At 76.1% G+C, this 25,989-nt stretch carries 19 protein-coding genes; 15 read left to right on the forward strand and 4 right to left on the reverse strand.

The genetic code is table 11. The features are described 5' to 3' along the window. Positions 1 to 350: 350 nt before the first annotated feature. From FHU37_RS05810 to malQ, 14 genes are all read left to right on the forward strand, one after another. Positions 351 to 1,676: a sedoheptulose 7-phosphate cyclase gene (locus FHU37_RS05810; protein ID WP_312892446.1), complete on the forward strand. Its 1,326-nt coding sequence runs from the start codon at positions 351 to 353 to the stop codon at positions 1,674 to 1,676. Further along, entirely contained in the window at positions 1,663 to 2,115 is a 453-nt protein-coding gene (locus FHU37_RS05815) for a cupin domain-containing protein (protein WP_179813143.1), read from the forward strand. The genes FHU37_RS05810 and FHU37_RS05815 overlap by 14 nt, the downstream gene beginning before the upstream one ends. Further along, positions 2,112 to 3,440, forward strand: coding sequence for an aspartate aminotransferase family protein (locus FHU37_RS05820; RefSeq protein WP_179813144.1), 1,329 nt, complete (start codon positions 2,112 to 2,114; stop codon positions 3,438 to 3,440). Before FHU37_RS05815 ends, FHU37_RS05820 begins: the two co-directional genes overlap by 4 nt. Next, entirely contained in the window at positions 3,437 to 4,489 is a 1,053-nt protein-coding gene (locus tag FHU37_RS05825) for an ABC transporter ATP-binding protein (RefSeq protein WP_179813145.1), read from the forward strand. The genes FHU37_RS05820 and FHU37_RS05825 overlap by 4 nt, the downstream gene beginning before the upstream one ends. Beyond that, positions 4,486 to 5,355, forward strand: a complete 870-nt coding sequence (locus FHU37_RS05830) for an ABC transporter permease (protein ID WP_179813146.1) — start codon at positions 4,486 to 4,488, stop codon at positions 5,353 to 5,355. The genes FHU37_RS05825 and FHU37_RS05830 overlap by 4 nt, the downstream gene beginning before the upstream one ends. Continuing rightward, positions 5,352 to 6,203 (forward strand): ABC transporter permease, encoded by an 852-nt coding sequence (locus FHU37_RS05835; RefSeq protein ID WP_179813147.1) that lies wholly within the window; start codon positions 5,352 to 5,354, stop codon positions 6,201 to 6,203. Before FHU37_RS05830 ends, FHU37_RS05835 begins: the two co-directional genes overlap by 4 nt. A gap of 3 nt (positions 6,204 to 6,206) precedes the next feature. Then, complete coding sequence (locus FHU37_RS05840; RefSeq protein ID WP_179813148.1) at positions 6,207 to 7,877, forward strand: hypothetical protein; 1,671 nt, start codon at positions 6,207 to 6,209, stop codon at positions 7,875 to 7,877. 4 nt (positions 7,878 to 7,881) lie between these two features. Continuing rightward, the gene (locus FHU37_RS05845; RefSeq protein ID WP_179813149.1) at positions 7,882 to 10,050 is read left to right on the forward strand and encodes a glycogen/starch synthase; all 2,169 of its coding nucleotides are present in this window, start codon (positions 7,882 to 7,884) and stop codon (positions 10,048 to 10,050) included. Next, positions 10,043 to 11,155 carry a sugar phosphate nucleotidyltransferase gene (locus FHU37_RS05850; RefSeq protein WP_179813150.1) on the forward strand — a complete coding sequence of 371 codons (1,113 nt, stop codon included), beginning with the start codon at positions 10,043 to 10,045 and terminating at the stop codon, positions 11,153 to 11,155. The genes FHU37_RS05845 and FHU37_RS05850 overlap by 8 nt, the downstream gene beginning before the upstream one ends. A gap of 61 nt (positions 11,156 to 11,216) precedes the next feature. Further along, a complete protein-coding gene (locus FHU37_RS05855; RefSeq protein ID WP_312892447.1) occupies positions 11,217 to 12,341 on the forward strand; it encodes an ROK family protein in 1,125 nt (374 codons plus the stop codon). Continuing rightward, positions 12,338 to 13,252, forward strand: coding sequence for an SDR family oxidoreductase (locus FHU37_RS05860; RefSeq protein ID WP_179813151.1), 915 nt, complete (start codon positions 12,338 to 12,340; stop codon positions 13,250 to 13,252). Before FHU37_RS05855 ends, FHU37_RS05860 begins: the two co-directional genes overlap by 4 nt. A gap of 120 nt (positions 13,253 to 13,372) precedes the next feature. After that, on the forward strand, positions 13,373 to 15,565 hold the full coding sequence (locus FHU37_RS05865; protein WP_179813152.1) for a glycogen/starch synthase: 2,193 nt from the start codon (positions 13,373 to 13,375) through the stop codon (positions 15,563 to 15,565). Then, positions 15,555 to 16,574: an HAD family hydrolase gene (locus FHU37_RS05870; RefSeq protein ID WP_179813153.1), complete on the forward strand. Its 1,020-nt coding sequence runs from the start codon at positions 15,555 to 15,557 to the stop codon at positions 16,572 to 16,574. The genes FHU37_RS05865 and FHU37_RS05870 overlap by 11 nt, the downstream gene beginning before the upstream one ends. A 56-nt stretch (positions 16,575 to 16,630) precedes the next feature. Continuing rightward, positions 16,631 to 18,751: a 4-alpha-glucanotransferase gene (gene malQ / locus FHU37_RS05875; protein WP_179816052.1), complete on the forward strand. Its 2,121-nt coding sequence runs from the start codon at positions 16,631 to 16,633 to the stop codon at positions 18,749 to 18,751. A gap of 167 nt (positions 18,752 to 18,918) precedes the next feature. Here the strand turns inward: malQ and FHU37_RS05880 are convergent, their stop codons facing one another. From FHU37_RS05880 to FHU37_RS05895, 4 genes are read right to left on the reverse strand one after another with little or no spacing between them, the layout of a single operon-like run. Continuing rightward, on the reverse strand, positions 18,919 to 19,923 hold the full coding sequence (locus FHU37_RS05880; RefSeq protein WP_312892449.1) for an aldo/keto reductase: 1,005 nt from the start codon (positions 19,921 to 19,923) through the stop codon (positions 18,919 to 18,921). A 19-nt stretch (positions 19,924 to 19,942) separates the two neighbouring features. Beyond that, entirely contained in the window at positions 19,943 to 20,749 is an 807-nt protein-coding gene (locus FHU37_RS05885) for an SDR family NAD(P)-dependent oxidoreductase (RefSeq protein ID WP_179813154.1), read from the reverse strand. Beyond that, positions 20,746 to 22,092 (reverse strand): enolase C-terminal domain-like protein, encoded by a 1,347-nt coding sequence (locus tag FHU37_RS05890; RefSeq protein ID WP_179813155.1) that lies wholly within the window; start codon positions 22,090 to 22,092, stop codon positions 20,746 to 20,748. The genes FHU37_RS05885 and FHU37_RS05890 overlap by 4 nt, the downstream gene beginning before the upstream one ends. Before the next feature lie 4 nt (positions 22,093 to 22,096). Continuing rightward, the gene (locus FHU37_RS05895) at positions 22,097 to 22,987 is read right to left on the reverse strand and encodes a fumarylacetoacetate hydrolase family protein (protein ID WP_179813156.1); all 891 of its coding nucleotides are present in this window, start codon (positions 22,985 to 22,987) and stop codon (positions 22,097 to 22,099) included. A 419-nt stretch (positions 22,988 to 23,406) separates the two neighbouring features. On the opposite strand from FHU37_RS05895, the gene FHU37_RS05900 reads away from it, so the two are divergent. Next, positions 23,407 to 25,791, forward strand: coding sequence for a beta-galactosidase (locus FHU37_RS05900; RefSeq protein ID WP_246450358.1), 2,385 nt, complete (start codon positions 23,407 to 23,409; stop codon positions 25,789 to 25,791). The last annotated feature ends 198 nt before the right edge of the window (positions 25,792 to 25,989 follow it).

Genomic DNA, 25,989 nt, shown 5'->3' on the forward strand with positions numbered 1-25,989 from the left:
TCACGGTCGGACCAGTGCGGGCGGACCGCCAGCCTGGTCGGCCTGGAGTGGCCGCGCCTTCGCCTGCGGGGCCGTGACCGGCGCTTCCCTCGTCGCCCTGGATTCCGCTGGTTCCTCGCGGAACATCAGGGTTCCTCGGTCCAGCGGCCGGTGCCCCGCCCCACCGACCATGACAGACAACATGACGCCCAAGCAAGACTGTTGCGGAAATTTGCTGCAAGGGCTTGATCGGGTGTCATCCGAGTGTTTGACTCCCCGTCGTATCGCTTTCCGCCCATGGCAGTTGGGGGAAGGCCGGGGGTGCGACGCCGCGCCGCCGGTCGGTCCCGCACGACCCCGAGGAGAGTTCAGTGGCGGGCCAGGTTGGAGTGCGGGCCGGGACACCGGACAGGACACGCGAGGCGACGCCGCTCGGTCGGGTCGCCGCCGGCACCGCGACGGAGACGAGAGAGGGCGTCCACGAGGACCCCGGGGGTTTCGCGCTGCGCGCGCCGGACGGCACCGCCTACCGGGTGGACGTGACCGACGGCGTCCTCGACCCGGAGAACCCGCTGCTGGCCCGGCAGTGCGAGGGCCGCCGGGTGGTCGCCTTCGTCAGCCCCACCGTCGACCGGCTCTACGGCGCCCGGCTGCGCGACTACCTCACCGCCCGGCTGGAGCCGGGCAGCTGGAGCGTGGCCGTGCTGCCCACCGGGGAGCACCGCAAGACCCTGGCCTCGGTGGAGGCGGTCTGCGCCCGCGCCAAGAGCGAGGGCCTGGACCGGCACGGCGTGCTGCTCGCGGTGGGCGGGGGAGTGCTCTGCGACGTGGTGGGCTTCGCCGCCTCGATGTACGCGCGCGGCATCCGCTACATCAAGGTCAACACCACCCTGGTCGGGCAGGTGGACGTGGGCGTGGGGGTCAAGACCGGCGTCAACGCGCTGCACACCAAGAACCTCCTGGGCGCCTACCACCCCGCGCACGCCTCGATCAACGACCCGGCGCTGCTCGCCACGCTGCCGCCGCGGCAGGTCCGCTGCGGCCTCGGCGAGATCGTCAAGATGGCCGTCATCCGCGACGCGGAGCTCTTCCGGCTCCTGGAGGACGCCCCCGACGTCTTCTTAGGCCCGCGCCGGGCCGGCGACCCGCGCGCCGAGGGCGACCTGGAGCACCGGGTCATCCGCACCTCGATGCGGCTGATGATGGAGGAGCTCTGCCCCAACCTGCGCGAACACCAGCTCGCGCGCCTGGTCGACTTCGGACACACCTTCAGCCCGGTGATCGAGACGGCCAGCGACCACCGCGTCGCCCACGGTGAGGCGGTCGCCATCGACATGGCGCTGTCCAGCCACCTCGCCCGGCTGCTCGGACTGATCGATCCGGCCGAGTGCGACCGCGTCGTGGACCTGCTCGAACTCCTCGGGCTGCCCGTTTTCGACGCCGCCACCTGCACCCCGGACCTCATGCGGCAGGCCCTGGTCTCCTCCTGGGAGCGGCGCGGCCGCCGGCTGCACCTGGTGGTGCCCACCGCGGTCGGCACCGCGACCTTCGTCGACGACCTGGACGACCTGCCCGCCCCGGTGCTCGGGGCCGCCCTGGACGCCCTGGCCGCCCGCGCCGCCCGCCCCGGCACCGCCGCCGGGCACGCCCCCGCCGCCACCGACCGGACGGAGGCCCGTGGCCATGACCGCGCCTGACACCCCGCGGGACCCGCGGCCCGGCACCCCGCCGGCCGCCCCCGGCCGGCACCGGGTGCCCAACCTGTACCGCGACCTGCTCCTGCCCAAGACCCACGACCACGGCGGCCGGGGCACGCTGCACGCCCACCGCGCCTACCGGCGCCCCGCCGGCGCCCCCGGCACCGAGATGGCCTTCGTCGACCTCGCCGTGCTCCCCCCGGGCAGCTCCATCGGGGTGCACCGGCACGGCGACGACGAGGAGACCTACCTCGTGCTGCGCGGCAGCGGACTGATGCACCTGGACGGCGAGGAGTTCCGGGTCCGCGCCGGCGACGTCGTGGTCAACCGGCCGTACGGCGTCCACGGCCTGGTCAACGATTCCGCCAGCGACGACCTCCACCTGCTGGTCCTCGACGTCGCCCCCGCGCGGGACGGCTCCCCCGCGGAGGGCCGATGACCGGCCCCGGTCCGCTCCAGCGCCGCCACCTGGAGCGCGAGGCCCGCCACCTGGCCCCCGGGGCGTCCGAGGAGAGCGCCCTGGCCCGCCGGGTGTTCACCGAGGGACGCGGCGCCGTGCTGACCGACCTCGACGGCAACCAGTACCTCGACTTCGCCGCCGGCACGCTGACCCAGTCCCTCGGCCACGGCCACCCCGAGGTCGTCGCCGCCCTCACCGAGCAGGCCGGCCGGCTGTGGAACGTCCACGACTCCGCCACCCCCGGCCGCGCCGAACTGTGCGACCTGCTGGCCCGACTGCTGCCGGAGCGGCTGGACACCTACGCCTTCTTCTCCACCGGCGCCGAGGTGGTCGAGGCCGCGCTGCGGGTGGTGCAGGCCGTCGCCCCGCCCGGCCGCAACCGGATCGGGGCGCTGCGGCACGGCTTCCACGGCAAGACCCTCGGCGCCCGGATGCTGGTGCACTGGGACATCGGCAACCAGTCGTTCGCCGGCAACAGCGTGCTCGGCTACTCCCCCTACTGCTACCGCTGCCCGCTGGAGCTGGAGCGGCCCAGCTGCGGCCTGCGCTGCGCCACCCTGGTGCGCCGGCACATCGCCAGCAAGCCGAACGTCTCCGCCCTGGTCTTCGAACCGGTGCTGGGCGCGGCCGGGGTGATCGTGCCCCCGCCCGGCTACTGGGAGCAGATCTCCGAGGAGTGCCGGAACAACGGCGTTCTGCTGGTCGCCGACGAGGTGCTGACCGGCGGCGGGCGCACCGGCTCCTTCCTGGCCTCCGAGGCGCTCGGCGCCGAGGCCGATCTCGTCGCCCTCGCCAAGGGCACCGCCTCCGGCTTCCCGTTCGCCGTGCTGGCCGGGCGGAGCGAGGTGCTGCGCTCCCCGGCGGCCTCGGCCGCCGGCTCCACCGCCTCCACCTACGCGGGCAACCCGCTGGGCATCGCCGCCGCCCGCGCCACCCTGGAGGTGGTGGCCCGGGACGCCCTGGTGGACCGGGTCCGCACCCTCGGCGACCTGCTCACCGACCGGCTGGCCGCCCTGCACGCCCGGTTCGACGTCCTCGGCGACGTGCGCGGCCTCGGGCTGCTGCACGGCCTGGAGTTCGTCCGCGACCGGCGCACCCGCGAACCCGCCCCCGAGATCGCCCGCGCCGTGTACACCACCGCGCTGGACATGGGGCTGCGCACCAGCGTCGGCGGCCACATCATCCGCCTGGCCCCACCCTTCACCATCGACGTGGCGCTGCTGGAGGAGGGCGCGGCCATCCTGGGCCGGGCGCTGGAGCGGGTCACCGGCCAGGCCGGTCCCGGGGCGGGGGAGGCCGCGTGATCGTCGCCGAGGAGCTGGTCAAGGAGTTCCGGCTGTACGAGCGCCGCCCCGGCCTGCTGGGCAGCCTGAGCACGCTGTTCACCCGCCGCCACCGGACGGTGCGGGCCGTGGACGGGGTGTCCTTCACCATCGCGGAGGGCGCCAAGGTGGCGTACATCGGCGCCAACGGCGCCGGGAAGTCCACCACCATCAAGATGCTCACCGGCATCATGACGCCCACCTCCGGCCGCTGCCTGGTCGCCGGCGTCGAGCCCTACCGGGACCGCCGGCGCGGCACCCGGAACATCGGCGTGGTCTTCGGCCAGCGCAGCCAGCTGTGGTGGGACCTCTCCGTGCCGGACTCCTTCCGCATCCTGCGCCGCGTCTACGACATCCCGGAGGCCGTCTACCGGCGCAACCTGAGCCTGTACCGGGAACTGCTGGACATCGACGCGCTCGGCACCACCCCGGTGCGGCAGCTCAGCCTCGGCCAGCGGATGCGCGCCGAGGTCGCCGCCAGCCTGCTGCACGACCCCGCCGTGGTCTTCCTCGACGAGCCCACCATCGGCCTGGACATGCTGCTCAAGGAGGCGGTGCGGGCCCTGGTCAACCGGGTCAACCGGGAGCTGGGCACCACGGTGGTGCTGACCAGCCACGACATCAGCGACATCGCCGCCATCTGCGACCACGCCCTGGTCGTCGACCGCGGACGGGTCATCCACCAGGGCACGCTCACCGAACTGCTGCGCACCGCCGAACAGCGCAGCGTGCTCTTCGACCACCGGGGCGACACCCCGCCCGAGCAGACCGCCCGGGAGATCGCCCAGGCGCTGGCCGACGTCACCACCTCGGTCACCCCGGAGGGCCGGGTCCGGGTGGACTACCCCAGCGACCGGCTCACCTCCCGCCAGGTCCTCGCCTTCCTGCTGGAACGGTTCGACATCACCGACTGCTACGCCCCCGAACCGGACCTGGAGACCGTCATCCGCGACATCTACTCCTCCGGCGGCACCCGCGGCGGCGCCCCGGGCGGGTCCGGCCGGGCCGGCGCCCCGGAGGCGGTCGCGTGAGCCCTGGCCACCGCCCAGCCGCCCCGCCCGCCACACCACCCGCCGGCCGGCCGAACCCGTGGCGGGCGGTGCGGCGGTACCTGCCGTTCGCCACCAGCGGGCTGCAGACCCTGCTGCGGTACCGCTCCATCCTGCTGATCAACGGGATCACCGCCGCCGCCAGCGCGGCCGTGCAGATCTTCCTGTGGCGCGCCGTCTACGCCGACGCCCCCGGAGGCGGCCCCGGCGGCTTCGACCGCGACGGCATCACCACCTACCTGCTGCTCGCCCAAGTGCTGCACCTGCTGCACGCCAACCGGGTGGACGACGAGGTCTCCTCGGAGATCTACCGGGGCGACATCGCGGTCGCGCTGACCCGCCCGGTCAGCTACCCGGTGGTGCGGTTCTTCGCCGCCGTCCCGGTCGTGCTGGTCAACGCCGCCCTGGTCGCCGTGCCGGTGCTCGCCCTGTTCACGGTCGTCCTGCCGATCCACCTGCCCACCCCGGCCGACGCCGCGCTGTTCGCCGTGGCCACCACCGTCTCGGCGGTCATCGCCTACGCGATCAACCTCCTGGTGGGCATGAGCGGATTCGTCACCACCAACACCTGGGGCGTCCGCCTGGTCAAGGAGTCCGTGGTGGCCTTCTTCGCCGGGCGCCTCGTGCCGATCGCGCTGATGCCCGGCGGCCTCGCCGCCGTCGCCTCGGCGCTGCCGTTCGCCGGCATGGTCGACACCCCGCTGCGCCTGGCGCTCGGCCGCTACTCCGGCGCCGGGGAGGCCGCCGCGCTGATCGGCCGTCAACTGCTGTGGGCGGCGGTGCTGCTGGCGGTCTGCGCCCTGGCGTGGCGCGCCGCCGTGCGCCGGCTGGAGGTGCTGGGCGGATGAACCAGTGGCAGCGGCCCTCCCCGGCGGCGCGGCCCCGCCCGGTCCGGGCGGCCGGCGGCCTGCTCCGCCACCTCCGGCTGGCCGTCTTCCTCGGCGGCGTCAGCCTGCACCGGCTCACCGAGTACCGGGCGGACTTCCTGCTCGGCGCCGCCTCCGTGCTGGTCCGCGTCGGACTGCAGGTGCTGGTGGTCGCCCTGGTCTTCCGCCACGTGCCGAGCGTCGGCGGCTGGGGCTACCACGAGGCGCTGTTCCTGCTCGGCTTCTCCCTGCTGCCGCGCGGCCTGGACCGGCTGTTCACCGACCAGCTGTGGGAACTCGGCCGCAAGCTGGTGCAGCGCGGCGAGTTCTACCGCTACCTGATCCGCCCGGTGAACCCGCTGTTCGCCCTGCTCTCCGAGCGCTTCCTGCTGCCCGACGGCCTGGGCGAACTGGCCACCGGCCTGCTCGTCACCGGATACGCCGCCTGGCGGCTCGACCTGGAGGCGTCCCCGGCGACCCTGCTGCTCGGCGCCGCGCTGGTGGTCTGCGGCGCCGTCATCCACGCCAGCATCAAGCTCCTCCTCGCCTCCCTGGCCCTGTGGACCACCACCAGCCTGCCGGCGATGTACGCGGCCAACCAGCTCGCCGACTTCGCCGGCTACCCGCTGGACATCTACGCGCCGCCGCTGCGGGGCCTGCTCACCTGGGTGCTGCCGTTCGCCTTCACCTCCTACGTGCCCGCCGTCTACCTGCTGCACGGGACCACCACCCTCCTGGTGTGGACGCCCGTGGTCACCGCCGTCACCGCGCTGATCGCCCTCCAGGTGTGGCGGCGCGGCCTCAACGCCTACGAGATGACCGGGAGCTGACCGATGGACACCCAGCCGGACGGCGTCCCAGGCACCGCCCTGGCCGCCCTGCTGCGCGCCGCGCCGTGGCTGCCCGAGCACCAGCGCCGCGCCGACCGCTTCCGAATCGCGGACTGGGCCGAGCTGCCCGCGCCCGCCCCACCGGAGGGCCGGAACCCGGACGGCCGGCTCCTGCTGCTCGTCGTGGCGCCCGAGGGCGGCACCGCCGACGGCACCCGCTACTTCGTCCCGGTGGCGCTCCCGGCCGGACCGGCGGGCGCCGCGGCCCTCGCCGAGGCGCACGGCACCGCGGCGTTCGACACCGCCGCGGTGCGGCGCGTGCTGGCCGGACGGCCGCTGCGCACCGCCCGCGGACACCTCGTCGAGTTCCGCCCCGCCGGCCGACCGGACGGCGACCGGCCGGTGCGCCAACTGCCGTTCGCCCGCGGCTGGTCCTCCAACGCGCTCTCCCTCGTCGACCTCGCCGGGCGGCCGCACATCCACAAGACCTACCGCGCCCTCGACCCGGACACCCGCGAGCCGGACCTGCTGCGGCTGATGGACGGCGGCGGCCGCACCCCGGCCCTGGCCGGCGACTACGGCTACCTCGACACCGGCACCGGCGTGCGCCACCCCCTCGGCGTGGTCTACGCCTACGCGCCCGGCGACGGCGTCGACGCGCCGCTGCGGGCGAACATGCGCTCCCTGTGGCCGCTGCTGCGGGACGCCGCCGCGCCGGAACGGACCGCCGTCGCCCACCTGGCGCCGCTGGAGCGGGAACTGCGCCGGGCCGGCAGCTTCCTCCGCGGCTTCCACGACGACCTGCGCGCCCGCATCGGCGAGGGCGCCGCCTCCCACCTGCCGTTCCCCGCCGAACACCACCTGGACGAGGCGGCCCGCCGGCTCGGCGAGCTGGCCCCGGCCGTGGCCGCCGGGGACGGGCTGCCCGCGCGGGTGTCCCGCGCCGCCCTGGACGCCCTGCGCCGGGAGGTCACCGGGATCCGCGCCCGGCTGCGGGACCCGGCCACCTCCGCCCCGCCCAGCGGCCCCTGCCACGGCGACCTGCACCTGTCCCACCTGCTGTGCCGCCCGCGCGACGGGGCGGACGACCGCGCGGACGGCGGCTGGGAGCTGTGCGTGATCGACCTGTCGACGCCCTGCGCCGACCCCGACTCCCCGCACTACCCCGACCAGTCGCCCTGGCAGGACCTGGTGGCCGTGCAGCGGGCCCTGGAGTACTTCACCGCCGACGAGGCCGCCGAGCACGCGGCCCACCTGCTGGGCACCGACAACCTGAGCGCCGCCCGGGCCGCGCTGCTGGACACCGCCGGCGCCCTGGTCGGCACCCCCGGCTGGCCGCCCGGGCGGCGCGCGGTGCTCCGCCGGGTGCACCTGGCCGCGGACGCCTGGCGGGCCAGGGTGCTGCGGCTGCTGCTCGACGGCTACGCCCGCGGCGGGGCGTCCCCCGCCGGCCACCCGCTGTGGCGGCTGCTGCGGCTGCGCCGGCTGCTGCACGAGGTGGCCTACAACCAGGCCCACGACCGCCCCTACTACCTCGCCATGGACCTGCGGCACGCCCTGGCCCCGGCCGCCCCCACCACGGACCCGGCGCCGAGCGCGCCGGCCGCGACGGACCCCACCGCGGCCCCCGTCCCGGCCGCCCCCGGCGCCCCCACCCGCTCCCCGGAGGACTGAGCGCGTGCACATCATCGAGACCTACTTCGAGTGCTGCGGCTTCGACCACACCTTCCTGCAAGGCGGCACCTCGGTCTACCTGTGGAACCTCTCCCGCACCTTCGCGGCGCGCGGGCACCGGGTCTCCATCGTCACCCCGGCGCACGGCCGCCTGGACGACCTGCGCCGCCGCCACCGCGTCGAGGACCTCGACTACGTCGACGAGTACACCCTGCCGCTGGTGCTGGACCCCCGGGTCTGGGGCGACGGCTTCCCCGAGGAGGTGCGCGTGCCGCTGCGCACCACCGCCCACCGCATCCGCAAGGACGGCGTGGACCTGTACTTCCTGTCCAACGCCTACCTGGACCAGCTCCCGGACACCTTCTACCCGCCCTACTCCAGCAAGGGCCGCGACCTGGTGTTCTTCAAGCCGCTGGCGTTCCAGGTGGACAGCGTCCGCTTCCTGCGCCGGCACTTCGCCGGCGACCCCGCCGTGGTGCACGCGCACGAGCCGTACTACCACTACCTGCTCCCGGCGGCGCTGCGCGACGACCCCGACAAGCGGGTGGTCAGCACCGTGCAGTCCAACATGCCGATCACCAAGAAGGTCTACCGGCCCAAGGTCCGCCGGCTGCTCGAACTCCTCGGCAGCGACGTGGAACTGCCGGCCGAGGACCCGCCGGCGCCCACCACCGGGCTCGGGGCGGCGATGAGCCAGTACCAGCAGCTCACCCACCTGCACTACGCCTACCCGCCGGACCACGTGACGGTCTACGACCTGGTCGCCGAGCACGCCGACCTGATCGACTTCCTCTCGCCCGGCCAGCGGGACTTCTACACCACCTTCGCCGACACCCCCTTCGAACGGCTCTTCCCACAGCTGCCGGTCCACGACGTGGTGCGGCGCAACGCCGGCAAGCGGTTCGTCGGCGGCTGCGCCATCTCCGACGCCTGGCTCGCCGACGACCCCGGCCGGGTGGACCGCGCCGCCGTCCTCGGCGGCCTCGGCCTGGACCCGGCGCTGCCCACCTTCTTCCACAACGCCCGCTACGCCGTCCACCACAAGGGGCAGCTGGAGCTGGTGCGCGCGGTGGACCGGGTCCTCGACGAGGGGCTGGCGGCCAACTTCGTGCTCCGCTGCATCAGCGGCACCGGGATCGACGACCCGTACTTCCACGACGTGGCCGAGCGGCACCGCGGCCGGGTCCACCTGGAGTGGGAGCGGGTGGACGAGCGCCGCGTCTTCGAGTACGCGGCCAGCGCCGACTTCGCCCTGTTCCCCTCCAAGTTCGAGATGGACACCTTCCTGATCGCCCAGGGCGAGGCGATGGTCTGCGGGGCGGTGCCCATCGCCACCGCGCAGCAGGGGATGGCGCACTTCGGCCACGTCCCGGATCCGACGGACGGTCCGGACGCCGAGCGGGCCACCGGGTTCGCGGTCAACCGCTCCTTCGCCGAGGACGACCCGCTGCTGGTCACCGCGCTCGCCGACACCATCCGGCGGGCCGTCGGGCTGCTGCGCGACCGCCCCGAGGAGTACCGCCGGCTCTCCCGCAACGCTGTGGCGAACGCCCGCCGCTTCACCTGGGAGCGCTGCGCCGACCAACACCTGGAGGCGTTCACCGCCCTGCTGGAGGGCGGGCCCGCCCCGCTGCCGGTGACCGAGGCGCTGCGCGCCGGTTGGTTCGACCTGCTGCCGCCGGACGCCTGGCGCCTGCACCGGGAGCGGATCGCCGAGGCGGCCGAGGAGCGGGGGGACGCCGACGCCTACCGGCGCTGCCGGGAACTGGACGGCGCGGCGGCCCGCCGGCTCTTCCGGGCCGCCTGGGACCGTGCCGACTTCGCCCGCTGCGAGCGTGTCCTCGCGCTGGCCCCCGGCGAGGTCCCCGAGGAGGCGGTGGCCGCGCTGCGCGGCCGCGGGCGGATCGTCCGGGCCGGCACCGGCTCGGCGCCGGCGTGGGAGGTCCGCTACCGGCTGCCGCACGCCGCCCGGGTCGAACTGGTCCTGCCGGGGGCGCCGGTCGACGGTGGCCGGCCGGTGCCCACCGTGCTCCCGCTGGCTCCCGTGGGCGACGGCCACGCCGTCACCGTGCCCGGACCGCCGCCCGAGGACGGGGCGCACCTGCTGCTCACCCTCGCCTCCGGCCGCGTCACCTGGGACTCGATCGAGGTTGAGGAGACGCGTGATGCGTGAGGTACGGGCGGTTCTGCTGGCCGGTGGCGAGGGCCGCCGGATGGGACGACTCGGCCAGGGGCGGCTGAAGCCGCTGGTGCCCTTCGGTGGCGCCTGCCGCCTGATCGACTTCAGCCTGGCCAACGCGCGCGCCTCCGGCCTGCCCGAGGTGCTGTTGCTCTCCCAGTACGAGGAGCGGCGGCTGATGGACGACCTGGAGCGGACCTGGAACACCGGCCCCTCCTTCCGCGTGCACTTCGGCCCCTACGACCCGGCCTACCGCCGCGCCGCCCCGGACCTGCCGGTGATGCTCCCGGCCCGCACCTGGGCGCCCGAGCGCGGCACCGCCGACGCGCTGATCCGCAAGGCGCGCTGGGTCTTCGGTGGCGGCGCCAGCGAGGTGCTGGTGCTCCACGCCGACCACGTCTACCGCTACGACTACCGGCGGCTGGTGGCCGAGCACCGGTCCTCCGGCGCCGCGCTCACCATCGCCTACCAGCGCATCGAACGCCGCTGGGTGCACCTGTTCGGCATGGTCGAGTTCGACCGCCGGGGCGACCTGGTCGCCTTCGTGGAGAAGCCCGCCGAACCCACCGGCGACCTGGTCTTCGCCGCGTTCTGCGTCTTCGACGCGGCGGTGCTGCACCGCTACCTGGAACTGCTGGACGGCACGGACTGGCAGCACGACATCAGCCGGGACGTCATCCCCGCCATGCTCGCGGCCGGCGAGCGCATCCGCGGCCACGAGGTCCGCGGGCACTGGGAGGACATCGGGACGGTGGAGCGCTACCACCGGGCCCACCTGGCCCTGGTCGGCCCGGAGCCCACGCTGCCCGCGCACGGCATGCCGTGGACGATCCGCCCCACCGTGCCCCGGGAACTGGTCGCCGACCGCCCCGGGGTGCGGCGCGCCCTCGTCCCGGCCGACCTGGTCAACGAGGGGCTGGTGGAGGACAGCGTGGTCTTCCCCGGCGTGCGCGTCGGCGCGGGCGCCCGGGTGCGGCGCAGCGTCCTGCTGCCCGGCGCCCGGGTGGCGCCCGGGGCGGAGATCGACTCGGCCGTCGTCCTGGAGGACGGCCACGTCCAGCAGGTTCCCACCCCGCGGGAGGTCGGCGGTGTCCACTGAACCCACCCGTCCCACTGATCCCTCTCGCCCTGGTGGCCCGCCCGGCCCCACCGTCACCGTGGTGGACGTCGGCGGGACCACCCTGCGGGTCGGCTCCTACGCGGTGGCGGACGGCCGGCTGACCGACGTGCGCCGCACCCCGGTGGAGGGCATGGCGCGCCACCCGGGCGATCCCGTCCCGCTGCTGCAGCGCCGGGTGGTGGACCAGATCGCGGAGGCCGTCGCGGCCCGGCCGGGCCCGCCCGGCGGACCGCTGGCCGTCGGCATCGCCTTCGCCGGCCCCACCACCGCGGACGGCCTGGTGCTCGGCGCCCCCACCGTCTGGGGCCGCGGCGGGGAGCCGCTGCCGCTCGGCCCCGTGCTCCAGGAGCGCCTCGGCCGGCCCGTGGTGGTGGTCAACGACATCACCGCCGCCGCCTGGCGCTACGCCGCCACCGAACCCGAACCGTTCTGCCTGCTGACCGTCAGTTCCGGGATCGGCGCCAAGGTGTTCCGGCACGGCGAGGTGCTGCTGTCCCCGCGCGGCCACGGCGGCGAACTCGGCCACTGGCGGTGCGACCCCGCGCCCGACGCCCCGCCCTGCGACTGCGGCGGGCGCGGACACCTCGGCGGCATCGCCTCCGGCCGCGGCGCGCTGGCGGCCGCCCGCCGGGCGGTCGAGCACGACCCGGCGGGCTTCGCCGGCTCCCTGCTCGGGCGGCTGTGCCAGGGCCGGCCCGAACGGCTGGACAACCCCGCCCTGGCCGCGGCGGTCCGGGCCGGCGACCCGTTCGCCACCGGCGTGCTCCGCGACGGCCTGCGGCACCTCGCCGGGGCGGTCACCGCGGTGTTCACCGCCATCGGCGTCACCCGCTACATCGTCATCGGCGGATTCGCGCTGGCCGTCGGCCCGCGCTACGCCGAACTGCTCACCGAGGAGCTGCGCCGGCTCGGCTGCTTCGGCCTGACGGAGGAGGAGATCGGCCGCATGGTCACCCTGGGACACCCCGACGACGACCACGGCCTGCTCGGCGTGGGCGCCCTGCTGGGCCGGGTGCTGGACGGCCCGGCCCGGCCCGCGCCCGCCGCCCCCGGCGGGCCCGGCCGCCCGGACCGCCCCGCCCGCCGGGACCGTCCCGGCCGTGCGGGCGGCCGGACCCTCCCGGTGACCGCGCGCCCCGGCGACCGGGCGGGGGAGGACCGGTGACCGCCCCGCGCGCCCTCGTGGTGGGCAGCGGCTTCGTGGGCACCGCGATCGCCCGGCGGCTCGCCGCCGGCGGCACCGTTGCCGTGCGCGCCTCCCGCCGGCCCCCGGCCGCGGCCGGCGCCCCCGGGGAGCCGGCGTGGACCGCGCTGGACGCCACCGACCGCGACGCCTGCCGGCGGGTCGTCGACGCGGTGCGCCCGGACGCCGTCGTCCTGGTGCACGGCCCCTCCGACGTCACCTGGTGCGAGGCGCACCCCGAGGAGGCGGTCGCCGCGCACACCGCCGCCACCGCCAACCTGGCCGCCGCCGCGGCCGGCCGCCGCACCGTGCTGATCTCGACCGACAACGTCTTCGACGGCGCCGCCCCCGGCTACCCCGAGCCCGCCCCCACCGCACCCGGCAACGCCTACGGGCGGGCCAAGCTCGCCGCCGAACGCGTCCTGCTGGCCACCGCCGCCGACGCCAGCGTGCTCCGCGTCAGCCTGGTCTACGGCTGGGAGCCGCCGGACGCCGGGAAGTGGCTCAACTACTTCGCCTCCTGCGCCCACCGGCTGCGTCGGGGCGAGCGCGTCGAGGCCCCGGACGACCACTGGACCACCCCGGTGCTGGTGGACGACGTGGCCGAGGTGACCGCCGCCGTGCTGGCCGGCCCCGCGCCCGAGCTGCTGCACCTCGGCGGACCGGACCGGGTCTCCCGCGCCGAGTGGGCGCGGCTGATCGCGACGGCCGTGGGGGCCCCGACCGACCTGGTCGTGCCGGTGCCCAAGGCGGCCGGGCGGTACGCCTGCCGTCCCACCAACGCCTGCCTGACCAGCGTCCACCTCGGGCGGATCGCCGCCACCCGCGGCATCCGGGTGCGCGGCGTGCGCGAGGGCGCCGAGGCCCTGCTGGGTGCCCCGCACCCCGGATGACCGACGGCGGCGGCCACCCCCACCACGTCCACCGAGCCGACACCGCCACCGAGCCGACACCGCCACCGAGCCGACCGCGCCACCGTGCCGGCGGCGCCGACCAGGAAGAGGAACCCCCGCGTGCACATCGTCAGCCTGTCCTTCGAGTGCGGCGCGTTCGACGTCCGGATGATGCGGGGCGGGCTCTCCCCACTCACCTGGAACCTGGCCCGCGCCTACGCCGCGGCCGGGCACCGGGTGTCGATCGTCACCCCCGCCCACGGCCGCCTCGACGAGCTGCGCCGGGACCACGAGATCGAGGAGCTGGACTACCTCCACGACCACGTGGTCCCCCTGGTGCCGGACCCCGCGGTGTGGCCGGACCTGCCCGCCGAGCTGCCGCTGCCGCTGACCACCCGCGCCCACCGGCTCAGCCGCGAGGGCGTCGACGTGTACTTCCTCTCCAACGCCCAGCTGGACCTGCTGCCCGAACGGTTCTACCCGCGCCGGGACAGCGAGGGACGCGACCTGTCGTTCTTCAAGCCGCTGGTCTTCCAGGTGGACGGCATCCGGTTCATCGAGCAGCACCTCGGCGGCGGGGAACCGATGGTCGTCCAGGGCTTCGAGCCCTACTACTGCTACCTGCTGCCCGCCGTCTACCACGACCGCCCGGACCGGATCACCGTCACCACGGTGGCCAGCAACATGCCCATCAACCAGGCCGTCCACCGCCCCCAGGTGGAGCGGCTGCTGGAGCTGTTCGACGTCAAGCTCGACCTCGCCCCGCTCGCCGACCCGCCGGCCGACGACCCGCTCGGCACCGCGATGCGCGCACACCTGCCCGCCACCCGGCTGTACCGGGACCACGGGCCGGACGGCGTCCCCTTCTTCTCCATCGTGGCCGCCCACTCCGACCTGGTGGACTTCCTCTCGCCCGGACAGCGCACCTTCTACTCCACCTTCCGGGACACCCCGTTCGAGCGGCTGTACCAGCGGCTGACGGTCTCCCGGCTGGTCCGGGAGAACGCCCACCGGCACCTCGTCGGCGGCTGCGCCATCTCGGACAGCTGGCTGGCCCGGGACCCCGACGCGATCGACCGCGACCGGCTGCTCCGCGACCTCGGCCTGGACCCGTCCCGGCCGACCTTCTACCACGCCGCCCGCCACTCCGTGCAGCACAAGGGCCAGATGGAGCTGATGCGGGCGGTGGAGCGGGTGCTGAGCGCCGACCCGGAGGTCAACTTCCTGATCCGGCTCGCCACCGGGACCGGCGGCGCCGACCCGGCCGACGCCCCCGCGCCCGGCGATCCGGCCTTCCAGCGCCTCGCCGAGCGCTACCCGGACAACATCCACCTGGACTGGCGGATGGTCGGCGAGGACACCCTCTTCGCACAGGCCGCCTGCGCCGACTTCTGCGTCTACCCCTCCAAGTTCGAGCTCGACGCCTTCCTGATCGCCCAGGGCGAGGCCATGGCCTGCGGCGCGGTCCCCGTCGCCACCGCCCAGGAGGTCACCGGGCACTTCCGGCACGCCCTGCCACGGCGGCACCCGGACGCCACCGGCTTCGCCACCCGCCGCTCCTTCCGCGAGGACGACCCGCTACTGGCCGACGACCTGACCGCCCGGCTGCTGGAGGCCGCGCGGGTGTTCCGCGACGACCCCGAGGAGTACCGGCGGCTGTCCGGCAACGCCCGGCGCCTCGCGCGCGGCTTCACCTGGGAGCGCTGCGCACGCACCCGGCTGGAGGCCTTCGAGGCGCTCTCCCGCGGCCGGACACCCGGCGTCGGCACCGACGACGCCCTGCGCCACGGCTGGTTCGACCTGCTCGACGAGGACGCCTGGAGCACCCACCGCCTCCGCGTCGCGGAACGCGCGGCGGAACTCGCCGACCCGGCCGCCTACCGGCGGTGCGCGCCACTGGACGGCCCCGCGCTGCGCCGGCTGCACGACGCCGCCCACCGCCGCGGGGACCTCGCCCGCTGCGCCGAACTGGAGGAACTGGCCGGACCGGACGGCCCGCCCTCGGTGCGGGACCGCTGCCGGGTGCGGCCGGTCGCCGACGGATGGGCGGTCAGCTACCGCCTGCCGCACGCCGAGCGGGTCGAGCTGCTCAGCGGCGACGTGGCGTGCGATCTGTCCGCGCAGGGAGGGGTTTTCCGGACAGTTCTGGCCGACGCGCCGTCACCCGAGGGCCAGCTGATCTTCCTGATCACCCTTGCGTCGGGAAGGATCGCCTGGGACTCGGTGCCGTTCGCACACGCTGTCGAAGGGGCCCGGTCCACCGCCACCCTCCGGACGACGCACGAAGGACCGACGCCCCGCCATGGCCGCTGACTCCCACCCGCCCGCGTCCCTCCCCACCACCGCGCCCGTGCTGACGCCCCCGCTGCCGCCCGCGACCGCCGACGGCCGGCCGCGCCCGCACGGTTCGCAGCCGGCCCGCCCGCACCCGGGCGGCCGGTTCCGCGCGGTCGCCACCGACCTCGACGGCACCCTGCTGCGCGGCGACCTCACCGTCTCCGAGCGCAGCCGGCGCGCCCTGGGGCTCGCCGTGCGGGCCGGCGCCCGGCACATCGTGGTCACCGGCCGGCCCGTTCCGGGCTGCCGCCCGATCCTGGACGCGCTCGGCTACCGCGGGCTCGCCGTGTGCGGCCAGGGCACGCAGCTCTACGACGCCGGCACGCACCGCCTGCTGGCCGCCTACACCCTGGACCGGGAGGTGGCGCGCGCCGTGGTGGCCCGGACCGCCGCCGAACTGGGCCCGCTCCAGCTCGCCGTGGTGACCGCCGGGCTGGACGGCCGCTTCGTCGTGGGCCCCGGCTTCGACCGGCGACCCCGGCGCGGGTGGGGCGTGGTGGAGGACCCGGAGGAGCTGTGGTCCGGGCCGATCGAGAAGGTGCTGCTGCGCCACCCGACGCTGCCGGACGCAGCGATCGCCGCGGCGGCGGAGCGCGCGGCCGGCGGCGAGGCCACCGTCACCCACGCGGGGGAGCGGCTGGTCGAGATCCTGCCCGCGGGCGTCACCAAGGCCTCCGGCCTCCGGCTCGCCGCGGAGCGGCTGGGCTTCCGCCCCGAGGAGACCATCGCCTTCGGCGACATGCCCAATGACCTGCCCATGTTCGAGTGGGCCGGCTACGGCGTGGCGATGGCGAACGCCCACCCCAGCCTGCTGGCGGTGGCCGACGAGATCGCCCCGGGCAACGAGGAGGACGGCGTGGCGGCGGTCCTGGAGCGCGTCTTCGGCGGCGCCCCGGGCGGTGCCGCACCCGTCGCCGGCCCCGCCACCGCGGACCCGGCCGCCGACTCCCCGTTGCTCTCACCGGCCTCAGGAGGACATCCGTGACCAACCCCGAGCGGCCGGACGGCGCCGCGCCGGGCGCCGGCGGCCCCGACCGGGCCGTGGACGCGCCGCTGGTCGAGCTGGCCCGCGCGCACGGCGTCGCCACCGACTACCGCACCGACCGGGGCCACCGCGTCGCCGTCGCCCCGGACACCCTGGTCGCCGTGCTGGCCGCGCTGGGGGTGGACGCCGCCACCCCCGGCGCGGCCCGGCGGTCACTCCAGGCGCTGCGGCACCGGCGCGCCAGCCGGCCGCTGCCGCCGTGCGTCGTCGTCCGGTCCGGCTCGGCCGCCGCGCGCCGGCTCGCCCTGCCGGACGGCGCCGAGGCGTGGGCGACCCTGGAGGACGGCCGGCGGCTCCGCCTGCCGGTGGCCGGCACCGGCGCGGGAGGGGCCGCCGCGGACCTGACCGGCGTCCCGGTGGGCCGGCACACCCTGCGCGTCGACACCCCCCGGGGCACCGCCGACGCCCCCCTGCTGGTCGCCCCCGAGCGGCTGGCCACCGGACCGGAGCGCGGCTGGGGCCTGCTCACGCAGCTGTACTCGGTGCTCTCCCGCCACTCCTGGGGCATGGGCGACCTCGCCGACCTCGCCCGGCTCGCCACCTGGGCCGGCGGCACCCTGGGCGCCGGGTTCCTCCAGCTCAACCCGCTGCACGCGGCCGTGCCCGGACCGCTGCCCGACCCCTCGCCCTACCGGCCCAGCTCCCGGCGCTTCCCCGACCCGACGCACCTGCGCGTCGAGGCCGTCCCGGAGTACGCCCTGCTCGACGCCGCGACCCGGGAACGGGTGGACGCCCTGGCGGCGCGCGGCCGGGCGCTGGGGCAGGCCGTGCTCCGCGAGGGCGCCCTGATCGACCGTGAGGCGGTGCGCGAACTCAAGCACCAGGCACTGCGGCTGCTCCACCGGGTGCCGCTCGGCCCGGCCCGGCGGGCCGCCTACCAGGCGTACTGCGAACGGGAGGGCGCCGGCCTGACCGACTTCGCCACCTGGTGCGCGCTCGCCGAGGTCCACGGCCCGGCCTGGCGCTCCTGGCCGGCGCCGCTGCGCGACCCCCGGTCCGGCGCCGTGGCCGAGGCGCGCCGCGCGCTGGCCGACCGCGTCGACTACCACCGCTGGACGGCCTGGCTGGTGGACGAGCAGCTCGCCGCCGCCCAGGCCGCGGCCACCGCCGCCGGGATGCCGGTGGGGCTGGTGCACGACCTCGCCGTCGGCGTCGACCCGCAGGGCGCCGACGCCTGGGCGCTGCGGCACCACCTCGCCGACGGCGTGACCGTCGGGGCGCCACCGGACGACTTCAACCCGCGCGGCCAGGACTGGGGCCTGCCGCCCTGGCGCCCGGACGCCCTCGCGGCCAGCGGCTACGCGCCCTACGCGGACCTGCTGCGCACCGCCGCCCGGCACGCCGGGGCGCTGCGCGTCGACCACGTGATGGGGCTGTTCCGGCTCTGGTGGGTCCCCGAGGGGCGCCCGCCCTCGGAGGGCACCTACGTCTCCTACGACGGCCGGGCCATGCTCGCCGTGCTGGCGCTCCAGGCGCACCGGGCGGGCGCCCTGGTGATCGGGGAGGACCTGGGCACCGTCGAGCGGGAGGTCCGGGAGGAGATGGCCGACCTCGGCATCCTCGGCACCTCGGTGCTGCGCTTCGAGTACCTCGGCGGCTCGGTGGGGCGCTCCGGCCCGCTGCCGCCGGAGCACTGGCGCAGGGACTGCGTGGCCACCCTCACCACCCACGACCTGCCGTCCACCGCCGCCTGGCTCAGCGGCGAGCACGTCGAACTGCGCCGCAGGCTCGGGCTGCTGACCCGGCCGGTGGAGCAGGAGGCCGCCGAGGCCGCCGCCGAACGCGACGGCTGGCTCGCCGAGCTGCGGCGGCTGGGCCTGCTGTCCGACGACCCGGCCGACGGCGCGCTTCCCGTCCAGGTCGCCGCGCTGCACCGGTTCCTGCTGCTGACGCCGGCCCGCCTGCTCGGCGTGTGGCTGCCGGACGCGGTCGGCGACCGCCGCCCGCAGAACCTGCCGGGCACCTCCACGGAGTACCCCAACTGGCGGCTGCCGGTCGCCGACGCCACCGGCCGCCCGCTCGCGCTGGAGGAACTGACCCGCCATCCGGGCTTCGCCGCCCTGGCCGAGCTCTTCGCCGCCGTCCGGAACCGCCCGGCCGCGCCGGGCGGTTCTTGACGCCGGGTCGCCGATCGCTTGACCGCCGGTGCACGGTGCCGCCGGGCGGCCCGCGAACGGGCGGCCCCGTCCCGGCGCCCTGCTAGCGTCCCTCTCGCAGCGGCCGGCGATGGGGCCGCGTCGGGGGAGAACCCCGCGGCGACCAACGGCGCCGCGGGGTCGCCCCCTCAGCCGCCCGGGGTGGGGGCGTCCGGTCGGAGCAGGCCCTCCTCCTTCAGTTCCGCCCACAGTTCGGCGGGCACCCCCGCGCGGGCCCGGGCGGCGTTCTCCCGCACCTCCAGCGGTGACCGCATCCCGGCGCACACGCTGACCACCGCCGGGTGGCCCAGCGGGAAGGCCAGGGCCGCCGCGGGGAGGGTGGTGCCGTGCCGTTCGCACACCTCGGCCAGCCGCCGGGCGCGGGCCAGCAGGTCCGCGGGGGCGGCGGCGTACTCGTAGCGCTGCTCGGCCGTCGGCACCGGCCGGGAGAGCAGGCCGGAGTTGAACGGGCCGGCCACCACCACGGAGGTGCCCCGCTCCACGGCCGCCGGCAGCAGGTCGTCCAGCGCGCCCTGCTCCAGCAGGGTGTACCGCCCCGCCAGCATCACCACGTCCATGTCGGTCTCCCGGACCAGGCGGGTCAGGGCCGCCGCCGAGTTCATGCCCGCCCCGATCGCCCGCACCACCCCCTGGTCGCGCAGTTCCGCGAGCACCCCGAACGCCTCGCCCGCGGCCTGGTCGAGGTGGTCGTCGGCGTCGTGCAGGTACACCACGTCCACCCGGTCCAGCCCCAGCCGCTCCAGGCTCTCGGTCAGCGAGCGCAGCACGCCGGCGCGGCTGAAGTCGAAGCGGGGCCGCAGGCCGGTGGAGACGTCGAAGCCGTGCTCGCCCCGTCGGTCCACCCGGTCCGGGTCCGGCTCCAGCACCCGCCCCACCTTGGTGGACAGCACGTAGGAGGCCCGGTCCCGGCCGGCCAGCGCCCGCCCCAGGCGCCGCTCGGCCAGCCCGACGCCGTAGTAGGGGGCCGTGTCGAAGTAGCGGATCCCCGCCTCCCAGGCGGCGTCCACCGCGGCCGTGGCCTGCTCCTCCTCGACGGCCTGGTAGAGGTTCCCGATCGGCGCCCCGCCGAAGCCGAGCTCGGTCAGGGCCGGCCCGTCGCCCCGCACGCCGCGGGTGGGCAACTCGTGTCCCACCTTGATCCGTCCTTCCACTTCAGTTCCGGCGGGGGCGCAGCCCCTGCATGCCGCCGTCGACGGCCAGCGCCGTCCCGGTCGTCGACGCCGACGCCGGCCCGGCGAGGTAGCACACCGCGCCGGCCACCTCCGCGGCCGTCACCAGCCGTCCGTGCGGCTGCCGGGCCTCCAGCGCGGCGCGCTCGGCGGCCGGGTCGTCGGCCGCGGCGAGCAGCCGGCCGACCCAGGGGGTGTCCACGGTGCCGGGGTTGACGCAGTTGACCCGGATGCCGTCGGCCAGGTGGTCCGCGGCCATCGCCAGCGTCAGCGACAGCACCGCCCCCTTGGACGCCGAGTACAGCGCCCGCTGCGGCAGCCCGGCGGTCGCCGCGATGGAGCAGATGTTGACCACCGAGGCGGCGGGGGAGCGGCGCAGGTGCGGCAGCGCCGCCCGGGTCACCCGCACGATCCCGAGGACGTTGACGTCCAGCACCCGCCGCCACTCGGCGTCGTCGTTGTCCGCGACCGTGCCGCGGGCCCCGATGCCGGCGCAGTTGACCAGGATGTCGATCCCGCCGTGGGCCTCGGCGGCCGTGGCCACCGCGGCCCGGACCGCCGCGTCGTCGGTGACGTCGCCCGGCAGCGGCAGCGTGCCGGCCGGGGCGCCGTCCGCCGTGCGGTCCAGCACGGCCACCCGCGCCCCGCCCGCGCGCAGCGCCTCGGCGGTGACCCGCCCGATGCCCGAGGCGCCGCCGGTGACGATCGCGGACAGCCCGGCGAAGGGCCCGGGCGGCGCCCCGGGGCGGTCGCCGGGCTCGTCGGTGGGGGTGGTGCCGCTCGCGGTCATCGCGGTCGTCCTTCCGTCTCCGGGGCGCGGGCGGCCGCCCGCAGTTCGCGCCAGACGGCCCCGTCGGGGTGGGCGTAGCGCTCCAGGGTGTCGGTGCGGATCTCGGCGGAGAAGCCCGGCCGGCCGGGGGCGCGGTAGTGGCCCCGCTCCACCCGCACCGGGTCCAGGAAGTGCTCGTGCAGGTGGTCCACGTACTCGATGACGCGGTCCGCCATGGTCTGCGAGACGGCCACGTAGTCGAACATCGACAGGTGCTGCACCAGCTCGCACAGCCCCACCCCACCGGCGTGCGGGCACACCGGGACGCCGAACTTGGCGGCCAGCAGCAGGATGGCGATGTTCTCGTTGACCCCGGCCACCCGGGCGGCGTCGATCTGCAGCACGTCGATGGCACCGGCCTGGAGCAGCTGCTTGAAGACGACCCGGTTCTGCACGTGCTCACCGGTGGCCACCGGCACCGGCGCCACGCCGCGCCGGATGGCGGCGTGCCCCAGCACGTCGTCCGGGCTGGTGGGCTCCTCGATCCAGCAGGGGTCGTAGGGGGCGAGGGCCCGCACCCAGGCGATGGCCTCGGCCACGTCCCAGCGCTGGTTGGCGTCCACGGCGATCCGCACCGACGGGCCGACCACCTCCCGGGCCACCCGCAGCCGCCGCAGGTCGTCGTCCAGGTCGGCGCCCACCTTCAGCTTGATCTGGGTGAACCCGTCGGCCACCGCCTGGCGGGCCAGCGCGGACAGCTTCGCGTCGCCGTAGCCGAGCCAGCCGGGGGAGGTGGTGTAGGCCGGGTAGCCGGTCTCCTCCAGCCGCCGGATCCGCTCGGCCCGCCCGGGTTCGGCGCGGCGCAGCAGCTCCAGCGCCTCCTCGCGGGTGAGGGCGTCGGTGAGGTAGCGGAAGTCGACCAGGTCGACCAGCTCCTCCGCGGACATGCCGGCGAGCAGCCGCCACAGCGGCAGGCCGGCGCGCTTGGCCCGCAGGTCCCACAGGGCGTTGACCACGGCCGAGATGGCCATGTGCACCACGCCCTTTTCCGGGCCGAGCCAGCGCAGCTGGGAGTCGTGCACCAGGGTGCGCCACAGTCCGCCGAGGTCGTTCAGGGTCTCCTCGACCGGCAGGCCGACCAGGAAGGGCTCCAGCGCCCGGATGGCGGCGACCTGGACCTCGTTGCCGCGGCCGATGGTGAAGGCGAAGCCGTGGCCGGCCAGGCCGTCCCCGGCGTCGGTGGTGATCACCACGTAGGCCGCGGAGTAGTCCGGGTCCGGGTTCATGGCGTCGGAGCCGTCCAGCTCCAGCGAGGTGGGGAAGCGCAGGTCGGTGGTGGCCAGGCCGGTGAATCGCGCGCTCATCGGGTCAGGCCCGCCCCACCGGCTGCCGGGAGGCGCCCAGGCCGTCGATCTCGCAGGTGACCACGTCACCGGGGCGCAGCCAGGGCTTGGGGTCCGGGTGGCCGAGGGCGACGCCGGCGGGCGTGCCGGTGTTGACCAGGTCGCCGGGCTCCAGAACCATGAACTGGCTCAGGTAGCGGATGATCTCGCCGACGCCGAAGAGCATCTGCGCGGTGCTGGAGTCCTGGCGCGTCTCGTCGCCCACGCGCAGCCGGATGCCCAGGGCCTGCGGATCGGGGACCTCGTCGGCGGTGACCAGCCACGGGCCGAGCGGGTTGAAGGTCTCGCAGCTCTTGCCCTTGTCCCAGGTGCCGCCGCGCTCCAGCTGGAACTCCCGTTCGGAGACGTCGTGGGAGACGGCGTAGCCGGCCACGGCGGCCAGGCCCTCCTCGGCGGTCGCCAGGTAGCGGGCGGTGGAGCCGATGACGACGCCGAGTTCGACCTCGTAGTCGGTGCGGGTGCTGCCCCGGGGGACCAGCACCGTGTCGTACGGGCCGATCACCGTGTTCGGCGCCTTCATGAAGACCACCGGCTCGGTGGGCAGTTCGGCGCCGGTCTCGGCGGCGTGGTCCCGGTAGTTGAGGCCGATGCAGACCACCTTGCCGGGGCGGGCGATCGGGGCGCCGACGCGGGCGGCGCCGCTCGCCCCCGCCGCGGCCCCCGCGGAGCCCGCGGCGCCGGGCAGTTCGGGCAGTTCGCCGGCGGCCAGCGCGGCGCGCAACCGGTCCAGCGCCTCCCGCCGCAGTCCCTCGGCGTCGAAGTCCGCCACCACGCCGGAGGCGTCGAGCACCCGCCCGTCCTCGGCCAGCACCGCCGGGCGCTCCCGGCCGGGCTCACCCACCCGCAACAGCTTCACGCCACGTCCTCCGTCAGGTCGGCTCGGATGCCTCCGTTCCTAACATTCATCCGATATCTGAGTCCATAGTGTGGCGATGGACTGGCTGATACCGGGCAACACTCCAGAGATCGCGCATTAGACATCCGACATCTGATGGTGCGAAGGTCGGGCGGCCTCCGGGAGCACCGCCGGCCGCCACCGAACCATGGAACCGCCCCGCGCGCGCCGGCGCACCCCCGCGTCCCACCGGGCGGCGGCCTGACCCGGTCAGCCGGGTGCGGCGCACCGCACCACGCGGCTACCGTCGCCCCATGCGTCCCGTCCCGCCCGCCCGGCACACCGACTCCGCCCCCGCCGTCCCGCCCGCCCGTCCCGCCCGGGTGCACCGGGCGGCGCTGGCCACCCGGCCCGCGCCGCCGCTGACCGGCCACCTGCGGATGTCCGACGCCCCCGGCGCCCCCAACCCGGTCGCGGTCACCAGCGGCTACCTCACCCGCGCCGGCCGGCCCTTCGTCCCGGTCTCCGGGGAGTTCCACTACAGCCGGTACCCCCGTGAGCACTGGGAACGGGAGCTGCTCAAGATCAAGGCCGGCGGGATCACCGCCGTGGCCAGCTACCTGATCTGGATCCACCACGAGGAGGTCGAGGGGCGGCCGAGCTTCGAGGGGAACCTCGACGTCCGGCACTTCGCCGAGCTGTGCGCCCGCCACGGTCTGGACTTCGTCGCGCGGATCGGCCCCTGGGTGCACGCCGAGACCCGCAACGGCGGCCTGCCGGACTGGCTGCTGGACGGCCGCTGCGAGCCCCGCACCGACGACGCCGCCTACCTGGCGCACGTCCGGCGCTGGTTCACCGCCATCGCGGAGGAGCTGCGCGGCCTGGACACCGGATCCGGCGGGCCGCTGCTCGCCGTCCAGATCGAGAACGAGCTCTACGACGCGCCCGGACACCTGCTCACCCTCAAGCGCCTCGCCCAGGAGGTCGGCCTGCGCGCCCCGCTGTGGACCGCCACCGGCTGGGGCGGCGCCCACCTGCCGCCGGACGAACTGCTGCCGCTCTTCGGCGGCTACCCGGAGGCGTTCTGGGCGGAGGCGGAGGACGGCTGGGACGACACCTGCCGGGCCCACTTCCACTTCAGCCACGAGCGCGACGACCCGGGAATCGGCGCCGACCTGCGCGAGGAGGACCCGCGCCGGTCCAACCTGGCCCTGGACCGCTACCCCTCGGCCACCTGCGAGCTGGGCGGCGGCATGGCCGCCGCCTACCACCGCCGGCCGCTGGTCGACGGCGACGACGTCGCCGCGCTGGCGCTCACCAAGATCGGCGGCGGCTCCAACTGGCAGGGCTACTACATGTACCACGGCGGCACCAACCCGCCCGGCCGGCTGACCCCCCTCCAGGAGTCCCAGGACACCGGATACCCCAACGACCTGCCCCGGCTGAGCTACGACTTCCAGGCGCCGCTCGGCGAGTTCGGCCAGTACCGCGACGGCTACCACCGCCTGCGCGCCCAGCACCTGATGCTGGCCGACTTCGGCGAGCGGCTCGCCCCCATGGTCTCGGTGCTGCCGGAAGCGCGCCCCGACGACTGCCGGGACCGGCACACCCTGCGGTGGGCGCTGCGCACCGACGGCCGATCCGGGTTCCTCTTCGTCAACAACCACCAGATGTACGAGCCGCTGCCGGACCACCAGGACGTCCGGTTCCACCTGGAGCTGCCCGGCGGGGCGCAGGTCACGCTGCCGAGCCAACCGGTCACCATCCCCTCCGGGGCCTACTTCTGCTGGCCGGTGGGCCTGGAGGTCGACGGCCTGCGGATCGCCTGGGCCACCGCCCAGCCGGTGTGCCGGATCCCGGCCGGGGACGGCGCGGCCCGCCGCACGACGCTGGTCCTGGTGGCCACCGAGGGCGTGCCGGTGGAACTGGCGCTGGAGGCGGACACCGTCGCCGACCTCACCGCCCCCGCGCCCCTGCCGGGCCACGCCGACGGCCGCGCCGAACCGCGGACCGACGCCGACGGCCGGCTGCTGCTCACCGGCCTGCGCCCGGGCACCGACTGCCGGGTCACCGTCCGCACCCCCGGCGGCGCCGGGGTCGACCTGCTGGTCCTCGACGCCGCCAGCGGCGCCGGGCTGTACCGCGGCCGGCTGTGGGGAGCGGACCGGGTGGTGCTGAGCGAGGAAGGGGTGACCTTCGAAGACGGCCCGGCGGGCCTGACCCTGCACAGCGGCGCGCCCCGGCCGTCGTTCGCCGTGCTGCCGGCGCCCGCCGGGACGCCCGAGGTGGCCGGAGCCCGTCTGGAGGCCGCCGCGGACGGCTGCCTCACCCGCTACACCCTGCGTCCCGACGCGCCCATCGCCGCGGCCGTGCCGCTGGCGCTGGAGGAGCTGCGGCCGGCCGGGGACGTCCCGCCGACCACCGTGGGGCCGGGCGGGCGGGCCCGCACCCCGGGTGACGAGGTGTTCGAGACGGCGGCGGCGGTGTACCGGCTGCGCGTCCCGGAGGAACTCCTCGACGGCCCGGACCAGGTGCTGCTGCGGGTCGAGTGGACCGGCGACGTCGGGCGGGCCTACCGCGACGGCCGTCTGGTCGCCGACACCTTCTGGCAGGGCCGCCCCTGGGAGCTCGACGCGCGGGCCCTGGGGCTGGGCCGGGACGGCGGGACGGAACTGGAACTGCGCCTGCTCCCGCTGCGCGCCGACGCCCCGGTCCACCTGAGCGAGCGGGTCCGCCCGGACTTCGGCGGCGCCCCCGCCGTCCTCGCCGTGCACACCGTCACCGCCCTGACCACCCGCGCCTGGACGGTGCGCCTGGCCGGGTGAGGGGGAGGAGCGGGCGCCGCTCCCGCCCCGGCCGTCCGGCCGCGCGCACCGCGCCGCCGGACGGCCGGGGCGGGGGACGCCGCCGAGCGGTGCCGAAAGCGCTTTCCGCCGGCAACCGCCGCCGGGCGGTCGGCCGGTGGGAACCGCTCCGGCGGCCGTGACGGGAACGCTTTCCGGCGTTCCGCGGCACCCACCCTG

Source organism: Allostreptomyces psammosilenae (assembly GCF_013407765.1).
Taxonomy (GTDB): domain Bacteria; phylum Actinomycetota; class Actinomycetes; order Streptomycetales; family Streptomycetaceae; genus Allostreptomyces; species Allostreptomyces psammosilenae.